The sequence below is a fragment of the Nannocystis sp. genome (genome assembly GCF_016714285.1).
Lineage (GTDB): Bacteria > Myxococcota_A > Polyangia > Nannocystales > Nannocystaceae > Nannocystis.
In genome coordinates, this window is the sequence record NZ_JADJNN010000009.1 from 265732 (window position 1) to 278798 (window position 13067).

The 13067-nt window shown below is 70.6% G+C and carries 14 protein-coding genes; 7 read left to right on the forward strand and 7 right to left on the reverse strand.

Annotated elements, in window-relative coordinates; all coding sequences use genetic code 11:
- Positions 1-49: 49 nt before the first annotated feature.
- Positions 50-2200, reverse strand: coding sequence for a DNA methyltransferase (locus tag IPJ59_RS17750; protein WP_293272605.1), 2151 nt, complete (start codon positions 2198-2200; stop codon positions 50-52).
- A 176-nt stretch (positions 2201-2376) separates the two neighbouring features.
- Here IPJ59_RS17750 and IPJ59_RS37875 point away from each other — a divergent pair, with 176 nt between their 5' ends.
- The 3 genes from IPJ59_RS37875 to IPJ59_RS17760 all read left to right on the forward strand — a co-directional run bounded on the left by IPJ59_RS37875 (position 2377) and on the right by IPJ59_RS17760 (position 4354).
- Complete coding sequence (locus tag IPJ59_RS37875; RefSeq protein WP_366524620.1) at positions 2377-2703, forward strand: peptidoglycan-binding domain-containing protein; 327 nt, start codon at positions 2377-2379, stop codon at positions 2701-2703.
- Positions 2634-3311 (forward strand): D-alanyl-D-alanine carboxypeptidase family protein, encoded by a 678-nt coding sequence (locus IPJ59_RS17755; protein ID WP_293272606.1) that lies wholly within the window; start codon positions 2634-2636, stop codon positions 3309-3311. Before IPJ59_RS37875 ends, IPJ59_RS17755 begins: the two co-directional genes overlap by 70 nt.
- 110 nt (positions 3312-3421) lie before the next feature.
- Entirely contained in the window at positions 3422-4354 is a 933-nt protein-coding gene (locus IPJ59_RS17760; protein ID WP_293272607.1) for a hypothetical protein, read from the forward strand.
- 11 nt (positions 4355-4365) lie between these two features.
- Here IPJ59_RS17760 and IPJ59_RS17765 read toward each other — a convergent pair whose 3' ends face one another.
- Positions 4366-5025: a DUF2238 domain-containing protein gene (locus tag IPJ59_RS17765; RefSeq protein WP_293272608.1), complete on the reverse strand. Its 660-nt coding sequence runs from the start codon at positions 5023-5025 to the stop codon at positions 4366-4368.
- Between the two features lie 104 nt (positions 5026-5129).
- Here IPJ59_RS17765 and IPJ59_RS17770 point away from each other — a divergent pair, with 104 nt between their 5' ends.
- Positions 5130-5576 carry a putative ABC transporter permease gene (locus IPJ59_RS17770; protein WP_293257043.1) on the forward strand — a complete coding sequence of 149 codons (447 nt, stop codon included), beginning with the start codon at positions 5130-5132 and terminating at the stop codon, positions 5574-5576.
- 23 nt (positions 5577-5599) lie between these two features.
- Here IPJ59_RS17770 and IPJ59_RS17775 read toward each other — a convergent pair whose 3' ends face one another.
- Positions 5600-7363 (reverse strand): IgGFc-binding protein, encoded by a 1764-nt coding sequence (locus IPJ59_RS17775; RefSeq protein WP_293272609.1) that lies wholly within the window; start codon positions 7361-7363, stop codon positions 5600-5602.
- A gap of 203 nt (positions 7364-7566) precedes the next feature.
- Positions 7567-7818: a hypothetical protein gene (locus IPJ59_RS17780; protein ID WP_293272610.1), complete on the reverse strand. Its 252-nt coding sequence runs from the start codon at positions 7816-7818 to the stop codon at positions 7567-7569.
- 264 nt (positions 7819-8082) lie between these two features.
- Between IPJ59_RS17780 and IPJ59_RS17785 the strand changes: the two genes are divergently transcribed.
- Both IPJ59_RS17785 and IPJ59_RS17790 read left to right on the forward strand, forming a co-directional pair.
- The gene (locus IPJ59_RS17785) at positions 8083-8382 is read left to right on the forward strand and encodes a hypothetical protein (protein ID WP_293257034.1); all 300 of its coding nucleotides are present in this window, start codon (positions 8083-8085) and stop codon (positions 8380-8382) included.
- Positions 8383-8749: 367 nt separating this feature from the next.
- Complete coding sequence (locus IPJ59_RS17790; protein ID WP_293272611.1) at positions 8750-9847, forward strand: NUDIX domain-containing protein; 1098 nt, start codon at positions 8750-8752, stop codon at positions 9845-9847.
- A 51-nt stretch (positions 9848-9898) separates the two neighbouring features.
- Here IPJ59_RS17790 and IPJ59_RS17795 read toward each other — a convergent pair whose 3' ends face one another.
- Entirely contained in the window at positions 9899-10651 is a 753-nt protein-coding gene (locus IPJ59_RS17795; protein ID WP_293272612.1) for a hypothetical protein, read from the reverse strand.
- 76 nt (positions 10652-10727) lie between these two features.
- Positions 10728-11345 carry a hypothetical protein gene (locus IPJ59_RS17800; RefSeq protein WP_293257026.1) on the reverse strand — a complete coding sequence of 206 codons (618 nt, stop codon included), beginning with the start codon at positions 11343-11345 and terminating at the stop codon, positions 10728-10730.
- 160 nt (positions 11346-11505) lie between these two features.
- On the opposite strand from IPJ59_RS17800, the gene IPJ59_RS17805 reads away from it, so the two are divergent.
- Positions 11506-12363: a hypothetical protein gene (locus tag IPJ59_RS17805; protein ID WP_293257023.1), complete on the forward strand. Its 858-nt coding sequence runs from the start codon at positions 11506-11508 to the stop codon at positions 12361-12363.
- Between the two features lie 32 nt (positions 12364-12395).
- Here the strand turns inward: IPJ59_RS17805 and IPJ59_RS17810 are convergent, their stop codons facing one another.
- The gene (locus tag IPJ59_RS17810) at positions 12396-12620 is read right to left on the reverse strand and encodes a hypothetical protein (protein WP_293272613.1); all 225 of its coding nucleotides are present in this window, start codon (positions 12618-12620) and stop codon (positions 12396-12398) included.
- Between the last annotated feature and the right edge of the window lie 447 nt (positions 12621-13067).

Consider the following 13067-nt stretch of genomic DNA (forward strand, 5'->3'; position numbering starts at 1 on the left):
GGAGAGATCAGCGATCCGGTGGTTTAGCTGGAGCAGCAGTCGCAGGGTCTCACGCTCGTCGCGCCATACACCGGCGGGGAAGTCGTAGCAGTCCGTGACCGCGTCGTTCAACGCGTCGTGCGCCGAGTGCAGCGGCGAGGTGCCCCGGCCATCCTGTGGATCTGGTGATGCAGCCGGGTGAGGACCCAGGGCCCCGCTGTTTGCAGGCCGCGGCGCGCGTGCGGTCGAAGGTCTCGGCGGTCTCGGCCACCCGGTCGGCCTTGCTGCCCGGTGGACGTGCGCCGGGGACATAGCGGGCGGCGGACAGGGGAGGGAAGGGGAAGGTCTCGAAGATCGTCGTGTTGGTGTAGCGGAGGTCGCCCTTCAGGGTCGAGCCGCGGGCCCGGGCCCAGATGGCGTGAAGCTGAGATTGCAGGATCCCAAAGTGATAGTATTCGTGGAGGGCGACGACCATGAGCTGGTGGTCGAAGCAGGTGGCCCGCGCCTGGCGCGAGACGACCAGGTGCGGCGCGACGCAGGGGATGACGAGCACGCACGGGAGCGCCGCGATGGCGGCGCGCATGCGCGGGCGCGGGCGGACGAATTGCCACCATCGCAGCTTCTCGGCGTCGGTCTTGCGCTCGGCGCCCGAGTGCTTCTTCGCGTAGACATGGCGCAGCAGGTGGCGATAGGCGCCCGCGTAGGTCTGGGCCTCGCCCTGGTCCATGGCGGCGAAGTCGATGATATGCCGGGTCGGCCGCTGCCCGGGATCGCGGCTCACGTCGCGCCCGATCAGGAGCGGCCGGATCACCGCCGCCGAACCTGGATCGCCGCGGACGATCTCCGCGCGTTGCTCGTTCGTCAGCACGAAGCCCTCGTTCCCCGAGGTCACGCCCATGAAGCACAGGCCCGTGTTTCTCCGGAGTTGCCGCGCGGTCGTCACGTCGACCGCCTCCGTCAGGCCCGGCGAGATCGCGGGGACGACCCGACCCTCCAGGGTGCGGGGGCCCGGCCACGGCGACATCACCCAGTTGACGATCGCAATGTGCACGGCGGCCTCGCCCGGCCACGGGTACGACCTCCAGGCGTCGGTGATGGTCCCGCCGGCCGCGAGCACCGGGTCGATGCTGGCCGCGCGGCCCTCGTTCTGGGCGATCGAGTTGGTGCACACATATCCGGCGCGCTCCCCCGGCCGCAGCAGCTCGAGCGCGCGGGTGAACCAGTAGGTCGCATAGTCGGCGCCGCGATTGCCCGGATAGCGGGCGAACAGCTGCAGGGCCCGTGGGTCGCCGAACGCCCGCCGCAGCTTGCGGACGCCGAGGAAGGGCGGGTTGCCGACGATGGCGAGCTCGCCCGCGGGGCGGGGCCAGTCGACGACGAGCGCGTCGGCGTGGCGGATCGTGCTGTCATGGGCGCCGACGGGCCGGGTGGGCGCGGGGAGTCCGAGCTCGCGGCTGACGAGCTGCTCGGCGATAGCGAGGACCACCCGGGCGACGGACGCCGCGAGTCCGTCGATCTCGATCCCGTGGAGCTGCTGGACGGTGAACCAGGGACCGGGCGGCGGCGGCGTAATGTCCGCATGGAGCTTGGTCCACCGGTCGGCGAGGGCGGCCTCCAGCCGCTTCATCGCGCGATAGACGACGTATAGAAAGTTGCCGCAGCCGCAGGCCGGGTCGAGGACATGGAATGCCTGCATCCGCGCGATCGCCTGCTCGGCGTCGGCGGGCGTGCGAATCGCGGCGATGAGCGCCTGCCAGGGGGCGACCACGCTCGGGCCGACCACGCGGGCGATGTCGGCTTCGCGTGTGAAGTGCGCCCCGAGCTCGTGGCGTTGGTCCGGATCGAGCGCCTGTTCGAAGATGGAGCCGAGGATCTCGGGCCGAATATCCTCCCAGTGGAAGTCACGCGCCGCGTCCGCGAGGACGCGGACCTGGGCTGGCGAGAGGATGAGGCGTGGGTCGCCGCCTGAGACAGCGGGCGGCCCAAGGGGCAGCAGCTCCACGTGCCCGGCGAACATGGCGAGGACAGACTCGAGCACGAGCCGCGTGACCTGCTCGCGGGCGGCGGGCTTGTCGGTCGCGGCCGCCACCACCTCGCGGATGAGCCGTCCGAGTCGGCTGGCGAGCTCCAAGGTTGCCCGCTCCGGGCGATCGAGATCGCCGGCGGGGGGTCGCTCGCCGCGGCCCTCCACTCGCGTCTGCGGATCGGCTGCATGCGGCATGGGGCGCGCTTCTTCTAGCAGAGCCAGGCGGCGCCGTCCTGGCTTCGCTTCGCGCGATCGAGCGATCACAGGAAGGACATCCCGGCGTTGACAGGCGAGGGACCCTGGGACCACTATCCGAGGGTAGGTGGTGGCATGCGCAATGGAATTAATGTGATCAGCGGCGGGGGTGATTCATGAGCAGCGGGGCGGAGCAGACGAGGTGGTTGCAGGGTTGTCTGCGGCAGCTGGTCGATCCGGGGCTCGTGGTCGACGGTATCCCGGGCGGGCGCACCACGGCCGCTCTGAAGCGCTTTCAGCAGGAGCACGGGCTGCAGGCCGACGGTATCGCTGGTCCGCGGACGATCGCGCGGGAGGGCCGGGGCGCCGGGGGCCCCGGGGCCCCGGGCCGGGCCCCCGCGCCGGGGCCCCCGGGGGGGGGGGGGGGGGGGGGGTGTCGGTCGCGGCCGCGAGCGCGACGCCGCAGGGGGGCGCCGGGTATGTCGAGCGCCGCGTCAAGGTGAGGGTATATGGCACCATCGCCAAGGATGCGCCGCTGCTCGCGCCGGTGCCCGGTTCGAGCCCGGGGCCCAAGCGATTGCACGTACTCGCGGCCCGGGCCTTCGCCGCGATGGCGGTGGCGGTGCAGCGCGACCTCGGCATCGAGCTCAAGGCGGCCTCGGCGTGGCGAGCCCACCGCTGGACCTCGCGTGAGCAGTACGAAGCGGTGCTGATCGCCAAGTACAAGAGCGTCAAGGTGGGGAAGGCGTATCTCGCGTTCGATTCACCGCACGAGACCGGGCTGGCGGTGGACTTCGGGGTCGGCGGCCTCACCCCCTCGCGGGCCAGCATCCCGTCGCAACGCCAGCAGCCGCTGCACCGCTGGCTGGTGGAGCACGCGTCCGAGTTCGGCTGGTATCCCTACAAGACCGAGCCGTGGCACTGGGAGTTCCCGCTGAGCCTCGAGGCCTACCGCAGCGGCGTCGTCGAGGCGGACGACCCGGGGCCGCCGGAGGAGGCGGTCTCGTTCGGCGTCGGCGGCGACGACGAGGACGAGGAGGCGGTGATCGAGGACGGGGACCTCGACGAGCTCCCGGCGGACGCTGCTGCGTCCGACGCAGCGCCGCCGTGATCGGAGGCGGCCACGGCGTGGCCGCCGCGAGCTCAGCGCGTGCGTGATCGCGTGGCCGAGTGTCGATGACCGCGGGCGGGCATGAACTAGCGCTTGATTCACTGTCGCACATGAGCGATGGTCCCGCGCCTTCGGAGACCGGAATCATGAGCCATTTGCAAGGATTGCTGTTCGAGATCAATCGCTACTCGGCCGAGGCGGAGCCGTTTCTGGCGCTGGCCGCCGAGGTCGCGGACCTGCCCCCGGACCTGCTCGAGCGGGCGCTCGTGGTCGCAGTGAGCCTCCCCAAGTCAACCCACGGCGCGAAGCCGGCGGCCCTGAAGAAGGCGCAGGCGCCCTTCCTGCAGGCGCTGACGAAGCGCTGCCCGGGGCTCGAGGCGCTGCTCAAGGACCTGAACCTGATGAAGGTCTTCGCCGACCCGCCGATGGAAGGTCCGTGGAAGAGCTACGAGAAGGCGCTGAAGATCGTCGATGCGGTCGACTTCATCGACGCGGAACGATTTTCCATGGCAGCCATGGAGCTGTGGTTTTCGGGCGGTGCTGCGACCGCCCTCTTGACCGGAGCTCTCGCGCGGAGCTCGTCGTCGTCGTCGGTGTTCGCGGCGTACCGGGCTTGCTTCGAGCGGGCCGAGCTCACCCTCCACGTCGAACTCGAGCTGGATGGCGAGATGGTCGCGGGCGTCGGCGCGTTGCAGGGCGTGCAGTGGATGACCCTTCGGGGGAGGCACACGGGGATCGCCCATCTCGACGAGCTGGCGACCTTCGCCCCGTTTGGACTGCACTACATGGTGCGCTCGCCCGACCTCGAGAACTTGCTCCCGCTGCGCAACCAGATCGCCTCGCTGACCGTCAAGCGCTGCGCCGACTTCAAGCCGGCGCTCCAGTTCGAGCGGCTCGAGAGGATCGTCGTCGCGTCGGAAGACCTGGCCAGGGCATTCGCGGTGCTCGGAGGCCGCGCAGGCCTGATGATCGCGGACCCGGTCACCGCCAGTGATCCCGAGGGGGCCGCACGCCAGCGCGCGACCTTCCTGGGCGAGGCGTGAGCTCGGACGCCTCACTGCATGCCGCTACCCGCTGTGAGCACGTCGCCCGGCTTGGGCACGTCGAGCAGCTGGCGGTCCTGCACGCGTGCGAGCGTCACCTGGGCCACCAGCGCGCCGATCAGGCACATGAACATATCCCACTGCGTGTCCCAGACATCGCCCTGGGTCCCGAGGAACGCGTCCGCGGCGCTGCCTCCGAGCACGGCGCTGGCCCACTCGAGGAATTCATACATCGCGCTGATCGCCAGACACACCGCGGAGGTGAGGAAGAACAGCCAGCCCCCGCGCCGCAGCGGCGTGCTGCGCAGCAAGATCTCCCGGACCACCATCGCCGGCACGAAGCCCTGCACGAAGTGCCCGAGCCGGTCGTAGTGATTGCGCCCGAGGTCCAGCAGGTCGCGCACCCAGAAGCCGAGCGGCACCTCCGCATACGTATAATGCGCGCCGATCGTCAGCACGACCGCGTGCACCGCGATCAACGCATAGACCAGCGTCGTGAGCGGGAATCGACGGTATGTTAGCAGTAGCAGCGGCGCGGCGATCAGGATCGGCAGCACCTCCAGCCACCAGGTCGTACGATCTTTCGGCCCGACGCCCGACCACGTGAGCGCGAGCGCGACCGCGCACAGCAGGGCGACCAGGACACGCCCGCGGGTCGAGGCAGTGGACACGCATCGATGATTATCACGGTGGCGGTCGGCCGCGAAGGTCCTGGGCCCGGGGGGACCGCCGCGACCACTTCGTACCTGGCGCGCGCGGATGTATACTCCCGGCGATGCTGCTTCGCTTCGCCATCTACGGCGTGCTCGGCTGGGCCGCGGAGGTCGTGTGGACCGCGGCGTACGAGCTGGTCAGTGGCACGCGCAAGCATCCCACCGATGTGCGCGTGCGGGTGGCCATGACCCCGCCCGAGCGCTGGCGGCTGGCGGGGCACACGTACCTGTGGATGTTCCCGGTGTACGGCCTCGCCGGTCTGGCGTTTGAGCCCTGCCACGAGCTCGTGCGCGGGTGGTGGTGGCCGCTGCGCGGGCTTTGGTGGGCGACGCTGTGCTTCGCGGTCGAGTACGCGGTCGGCTGGGGCCTGCGGCGGGCGACCGGGCGCTGTCCGTGGGATTACAGCTATGCGCGCTGGAACGTCGATGGATTGATCCGGCTCGACTATCTCCCGGTGTGGGTCGTGCTCGGATTCTTGCTCGAGCGCCTGCACGACGCGCTGCGCTGACGGAGCTGCCTCAGCCGGGTCCGTCACTGCGGCGGGACGTAGATGGGCTCGACGTCGGCGCCGCCCGGGAAGGCGTAGGACCCGGCCGGACCGTAGCCGTAGGCGACCACGCCGAAGGGCGTCTTGCCCTTGAGGGCGTGGACGCCCTCGCCGACCGGGCAGCGCCGCGACTCGTAGTCGACGCCGTCGAGGTTGCCGGCCGGGCTGATCTCACAGCCCGCGGGCTCGCTGCCGTCGATCGTGACCACATTGCTCGTCGGGGTCGAGAGCACGACGTAGTTCGCCTGCCAACCCCACAGGCCGTCGTCGGCGGGGGTGAGGATGCGATACTGGTCGCGGTATTGTTCGACCCCGGGGAACACCGTCAGCGAGGGGTCGCCGGTGATGTTGCCCTCGACGTACTCCTGGCTGATCTGCAGCTGGGCGACCAGGAAGGGCTTGCTGCCGGTGGCGACGAAGTCGGCGTCGGCCCAGGTCGTGCGCACCTCGCCGTTCTTGAGCAAGAACTTGTTGTAGGGCGCCGGCAGGCTGGTGGAGATCGCCGAGTCCTCGGCGGCGCCGACGAAGCGGATCACGTCGGGCTCGTGGTAGCTGCCGGTCGAGCGGATCGGGCTGCGCGTGATCACATACTTCGCGCCGAGCGACTCGACGGGGAACAGCTGCTCCTCGAGGTGGTCGAGGCAGCAGGTGTCCTCGTCGGTCCACCCGGGGAATGTGGGGATGTCGATCACGCCGCCGGGCGCCGACGTCGTCTCGACCCCGGAGAACACCGCCACCGGCTTGTCCGAGATGACCGTCGAGCCGCTGAGGTCGGCCATGGTCTTGCTGTCGTCCTGGAAGGTGGCGTCGTCGGTCTCGAGGTTGAGCACGTCGAAGGGCCCGAGCTTGACGACGATCTGCTGACCCGCCTTGGCCGCAGGGATCGGGGGGTTGCCCTTGATGCGCCAGCGCGGCAGCACGGTCACCGTCGTGTCCGGTTCGGTGCCGACGATCGTGATGGCCGCGCGATCGAGGATGTTGAGGATCTTGATCGGGTGTCCCGCCGGCCAGCCCACCACCCGGTAACGCTTGCCGAGCGCCGGCGTCGGCAGGAGCAGCGACGCGTCGTTCGAGAACGCGTTCTTGAAGACGTTGAACTGGTAGACGATGGCCGGCGCCGACGTGGTGATCCGGAAGGCCCGCGACGACAGGCAGGTCCCGGGGGACGCGTAGTCGTTCGGCTTGACCCCGCAGTCGAGCTCGCGGGTCGGCAGCTCGACGGGCACGACCTCGTCCTGACCGATGGACAGCTGCTTGACCACCATGAGGTCGAGCGGCTCGCCCGGCGCCGCGAGGTTGATCTCGATCGTGACCTCGGTGTCGCCGAAGCCCGCGGGCGATATGGCGACCCCCCAGGGCATGCTCGCGGGGTCGCTGAGGCCGTCCTGCTGGTCCATGTCGACCGCCCAAAACTCGCAGCCGAGGTTCGATGGCTTGTTGGCCGCGTCGTCGCAGGTGACGATGTCGCCGGTGTCGGCCTCGGTATCGACGCCGACGTCGAGCAGCGGGGTGGAGTCGCTCTCGGCCGCGGTCGTCCCCGTGCTGGGTGTCCCCGTGGTCCCGTTGCTCGCGCTTCCGGAGCCCCCGGTGGGGACCGCGTCGGTGGCGCTCATGGTCTCGGTCGCCGTCGAGGTCGGGGGCGGCGGGTTCGTCATGCCCACCGTCGAGCTGCCGCCAGCAGTCTCGGTGGCGCTCGTGACGGCGCTGTCGCCACAGGCGGGGAGGGAGGCAGCGATCAGGGACAGCATCACACGGCGCATCGGTCGACGATGCAGATCCGCGCATCGCCCGTCAAGCGGTCCCTGCGAGGCACGGCGTGCGTCTTCCCGGGGCGTGACCCCCCTGGCCGGGCTGCGGACAATACCGGGTCCACCGCGGGCTTCACCGCGAGCGCGAGTCGTTGCGGCGGTTCCACTCGGAAATCTCCGTACCGTTGTCGTCATCATCATCATCAGACCTGGGTGTCTTCACCCGGGGCACATGGTCGCTGGGCGTGGGTGAGCTCACCGGGGTGACCGTCGCCGCGCGGTGCACGTAATCGGTGGGTGGCGGTATGTTGATAGGCCCAATAGATCGCGGCCGCGTCGAGCTCGCGTCGCGGCGAGCGGGACAGGGCGAGCCGGCGGACGAGCGCGGCGTCTGGCAGCTGCGGTGACAGCTCCGGGCTCAGCAATATATCGATCCGCGTATCGTAGAGCCGCACCTCGTCCGGAGCAGCGAGGGGCAGCAGTGGACGGTCCGATCCACCCGGGTCGGGCCGCCAGACGTGGGTAGGCCCCGGGTGACGCGGTCCAGGTCGTTTGGCATGGACCGCGATCATGCCACCAGACCTCGATGCGGTGATCGCCGGCCCGCTGACGATCAGCGTCGAGCTACGGCGCGGTCTCGCCTGCGACCGGCGCCGCGTCGCGCCGCTCGTCGCCGCCGCGGCTTGTCGATGCGGGCGACCTGGGTTACAGCCACCGCCATGACCACTCGAATCGAGATCCGGATGACCGTGATGGGCTTGCTGTTGCTGGGCGGGTGCGCGAGCAAGGCCGGCGCCGGCCCGGCGACACCGTCCGCCCCGGCCGGCGAGCGCGCGACGCTGTCGGCCGCGGCGTGCACGGAGAAGGGCGGGCAAGTGGTCGGCGACATCGGCGACGGCGCGATCCATCGCCCCGAGTACCGCTGCGTCAGCGGGTTGCCGCCGATCGCCGACATCCGGCCCTCCGAGGGCGAGCCCGTGGCGGTCGAGGGCTCGGTCTGCTGTCCAGACGCCGCCTGACCCACGACCGGGCAGCGCGACTACCCGGCCGCTCCGTCGACAAAGACCACGGATATTCGGGCGCATCACGCCGAGGGAGCCGACCTCACGGCGGACAGTCGCGTTCGCTGACCCCCGCCCGCCGCGACCACGCGTCGCCGCGCGTCGGCGGCGAGCTCGGTCCGCCCGCACCCCGCGCATCGCCGGCGTCGCCGCCTCCATCGTCGCCCGCTCGTCGAATCCGAGGTCGTCGTCTTCGACCCCACCGACGTCTCGATCAAGGAGATCCCCATCTCCACCCCCGCCGGTATCGCCGTCCTCAGCACCTTCCCCTGATCGGCGACGCCTCACCGCGCGCCGTGTTAGAACATTCGCTCGTGGTCAAACCATGAAGAGCACCCACAGCGGCACCACGACCGCATACATGCCCGGGCGCTTCTCGCCGCCGACGCGTGGTCACATCCAGACCATGCTCTGGCTGCTGGACCAGTACGACCGCCTCGTGATCGGCATCGGCAGCTGCTACGAGGTCGGGACCGTGCGGCACCCGCTGCTGGCCAGCATCCGCGAGAAGATGGTCCTGGCGAGCCTGCACGCGGCGGGGGCCTCGCTGCGGCGCGTGCGTGTGGTCCACCTGACCGACTTCCCCGACGACTGGGACGGCTGGTGGCGCCACACCACGTCGATCCCGGGGATCGCGGACGTGACCCACTTCGTGACCGGCAACGAGGCGGACATCCTGGCGGTCATGCGAGCCAAGGGGCTCGAGCTGCCGTTCGCGTTGATCAACCCCGAGAAGGAGGATCTCGGGGCGTTCCGCTTCGCCTACCACGCGACCGACCTGCGGCGGGCGATCGTCGAGGGCAACTATGCGCGCTTCCGCCTGATCGCCGCCGAGGGCACGATCAACCTCATGGGGCTGGTCGGCGGATTCGCCGGCATTCGTCGCGCGATGCAGGACGCGGGCACGCGCTTCGTCCCGGGCCGGCAAGCCGCGGACGCGGTCGTGACCTGCGAGCACGCGGGTCGCCGCTGGCTGCTGTGTGGATATCGCCGGGAGGGAGACTTTAGCAATGTGCTGGCCATCCCCGGCGGCGGAATTAACGTCTACGAATCTCCGGTGGACGCGGCCCTGCGCAAGCTCGCGGACGAGACGGGGCTCGTGTTCGAGGTCATGAATCGTGGCGTGGAGCCGATTCACCTGCGGCTCGGCGGGACCCGGCTCTGCGAGCTCCGCACCCTCGGCATCCTCTCCACCGAGGACCCCCGACTCGGCGGTTCGCGCGGCGGCTCGGCGCAAGCGTTCCACATCGCCCTCGACTGCGCCCCGGAGGATCTGGGCCCGCTGCCGGACGGCGAACGCTCGGGGCTGTACGACGTGGCGTTCCGCCCCGAGGAGGATGTGGCGGCGGCGGGGCTCGCGTTTCAGCAGATGCGGTCCGTGCAGGCGGCCGGCCTCTGTCACGATTCCGGGCCTATCCGCTGATACTCCACCTCCCAGGGACGAGCGCCAGCGGCGACCCGCGTGCGCGACGGGTCAGCGCCTTTTTTCGGCGCGGTCGGCAGCGCTGAGGGAGCTGCGGTCGACCTCGATGCCGATCATGGCCCAGCCAGCGGCGAGGCGTTTATGTTCGTACTCTTCATAGGCGGCCACGGCCCGGGCCGGGCTGGCGAATCGCTTGACGAGCGCGCCGCCGAAGCGGCGCCAGGCGCTGCCGACGACGCCGCGGAGCTCACGTGTGCTGGCCTTCGCGTAGGTGCGGACGACGCAGCCGCGACGCTCGACGTAGAAGGGGGAGGTGGCACGATAACCGGCCGGTGGCTTGCTGCGGATGTCGGCGAGGAAGGCGATCGCCGCCTGCTCGTCGACGCCGCGGCAGATCCGTCGCTTCTCGTTGAAGGCGTTGTTCATGCCATAGCGCCAGATGACGACCGGGCCGTGGCGGGTGAAGTCGTGGTAAGCGGCGCCGGCCCCCTTCCAGAACATCGCCCGCTCGGCGGCGGGGCCGTGCTGCTTGGCGACCGCGGAGATGGCGGGGTGGACCGCGGCGGTGTGAGCGGCCTCGACGGCGTCGAGGCGGCGGTGGACCTCCGGGTCGGCGACGATGAGCGGCATGCCGGGCATCGTGATGTCGATCGGGGAGGGGCACTCCTCGCCGTCCTCGGCGTAGCGGAGCCGGCCGGTGAGGTCGAGGATGAAGGCGCGCCGCTTCGAGACGGCGATGACCTCGGCGATCTGGTCGGCGAATCGATCGAGGGGCCTCGTCGCGCGCTGCTTGGGGTTCGTCACTCCTCCTCCGGCTTCGTTGCTTCGCGGACGAGTGGCGGACCTCGTCGAGCGCCTCGTGGATCGATCGCAGGCGGGCTCAGGGGGGGCACTCGGGCGTCGGATCCATCTCGCAGATCATGGTCGAGAGCTCGAAGCTGTCGGGCGTGACGTCGTCGAGGCACACGCAGACCTTGCTGCAGCACTGCCCGGTGACGATCTCGCAGGCGAATCCAGTGGCGCACGCGCTGGACGGGTCGGCGACGGCGCAGTCGGCGGCGGACTCGCAGAACTGCGAGCACAAAGAGCGCTCGAGCTTCCACGCCGGGCTGACGATGCAGGTGTGCGAGACGAGGTCGCATGCGAACCGGTGGTCCTCGCCCTGGTTGCACTCCGCGTCCACGTCGCAGGGGTTGATGGGTGCCGTGTCGTCCTCGACGTAGAGGCAGAGCCCGCCGGCGCAGCCGGCCTCATCGCGGCTGAGAATCACGAAGTCGTCGTCGAGGGGAGCGCCAGCGTGATCGCATGGGGCTCCGATGCCCGGTTCGCCGCCGCCGGTCGGTGTGTCGGAGGTGGGGGCGCCGCCGGTTGCGTCGGTGCCGGAGCCGCCGCCGGTGTTGTCGGTGCCGGAGCCGCCGCCGTCGCCCGGACAGGCCGTCAGCAGCGCCCAGCCGATCAGGAGTGGTGCACCGCGCAACAGCGAGTACAGGTCTGACATTCGCCGAAGTGTACACGATCTGCGCTGCGGTCAGTGGCCTCCCCGCCGACCTTCGCCGCTTGATCTTGCCTGCCCGAAGCGCCGCCCTGCCTGATATCGTGGGACGGTGGTGAGGCGGGAACCCGGGCGGGGGTATGGTTGTCTGACGACGATGCGCCCCGTGCCGCCCCGATCCTGGTCGCTCGCGCTGGCGCTAACGGCCTGCGCCGCGCCGCGCGAGCCGCCAGCGGTCGCGCCCGTGGCGGCGCCCGTGGTGGCTGCGCCGATTGTGGTGCCGGTGGTGCCGGTGGTGGTGCCGGACGAGGCGGTGGCGATCTGCGCCGAGGCGGACGCGGCGACGCGGATCCGCGTGCGGGTCGAGCACGCGATCCTGGCCTGCGAGGAGGGGCGCCTCGATCGCTGCCAGGCCGAGGCCCGGCACGTCGTCGCCAATTGCGGGGCGGAGCCGGTGCTGCTGCGCCGGCTGGTGTTCGGCGATCCGGCGCCCGGCGGTCGGGCGATGATCGTCGAGCCGGCCGAGCCGCGCATCGAGCCGCGGCGCAGCTGGGCGTGGACGCGCAAGGTGTTCCACGAGTCCGCCGACATCCTGCACGTCGAGGTCGTCGAGCTGGACGGCGCGGCGATCGTGGTCGCCGAGCTCCCGGTGCACGTCTCGAACCCTGCGCGCGAGGCGGCGATGGCCGCGTGTGTCGCCTGCGGCGGCGTGTGGGGCATCCAGGGGCTGCGCTACCACGACGGGTGCAACTGCAGGGCACGCGACGCCGGGCAGCCCTGCCACGACGGCGGCGCGTGCGAGGGGGCATGCAAGTTCGATCGCTGGGAGGTCTCGCAGCCGGCCGAGCCGGCGCGCTGCAAGGGCAAGGTGTGCAGCGGCCCGGCGTCGGCGATCGGTCGCCCGGTCGGGCGCTGCTCCGACCGGGTGGCGATCCGCAGCTGTCACACGCTGCTGCGCGAGGGCGTCGCGGCCGAGCCTGATCAGGCGCTGCCGTGGGGTATCACGCGGATCTGCGTCGACTGAGGCGAATCATGGCACCTGGCCCTAAGCCAGGTTCACGCGGCGGCGACGGCGTCGTCGCTGGCCATCGCCAGCGATTCCGTGCTCACGACAACCATCGCGCTGGACATCGTCCACGCGGGGGAACGCGGCGGGAAGATGTTCGTCGAGGCCGTCGACGCGAACGTTGGGCCGCGCTGGTCGGTCGAGTACGCTGGCGTGGGGGCCAGGGCCACCCGGCCGCTCGACGCCGCGGCCGACGCCACCGGCGCCGTCCACATCCTCGGATATGAGTGGGTGGACGAACCAGGCCTCGACGGGCGTCTCGTGGTCCTGCGCTACTCCCCCGAGGGGTCGTTCGAGTGGCGCTGGGAGCGTCCGAATCCGCCTGCCGTGAACAGTGGCAGTTACATGCCCCGGGGCGGCCTCACGGTGACGGGGGACGAGATCCACGTGGTGGAGGTGAACACCGGCGGTCCGATCGTTCTGCTGCGCATCGACACCAGCCAGACCTTGCTCGCGGAGACCTCGCTCGCCACTCCAGCGGATTTCGGGAACGACGTGCGCCCCGACTTCGCGCCCGACGGCGCCTTGGTGCTCGCCACCATGGGGTGGATCGGCCGGTTCACGTGCGACGGGGACCCAGTGTGGAGCGACGATCTGGGTGGACGCCGGCCGGCCGTCCTGGTCGCCGGTAGCGACGGCGACGTCTTCCTGGTGTTTTACAC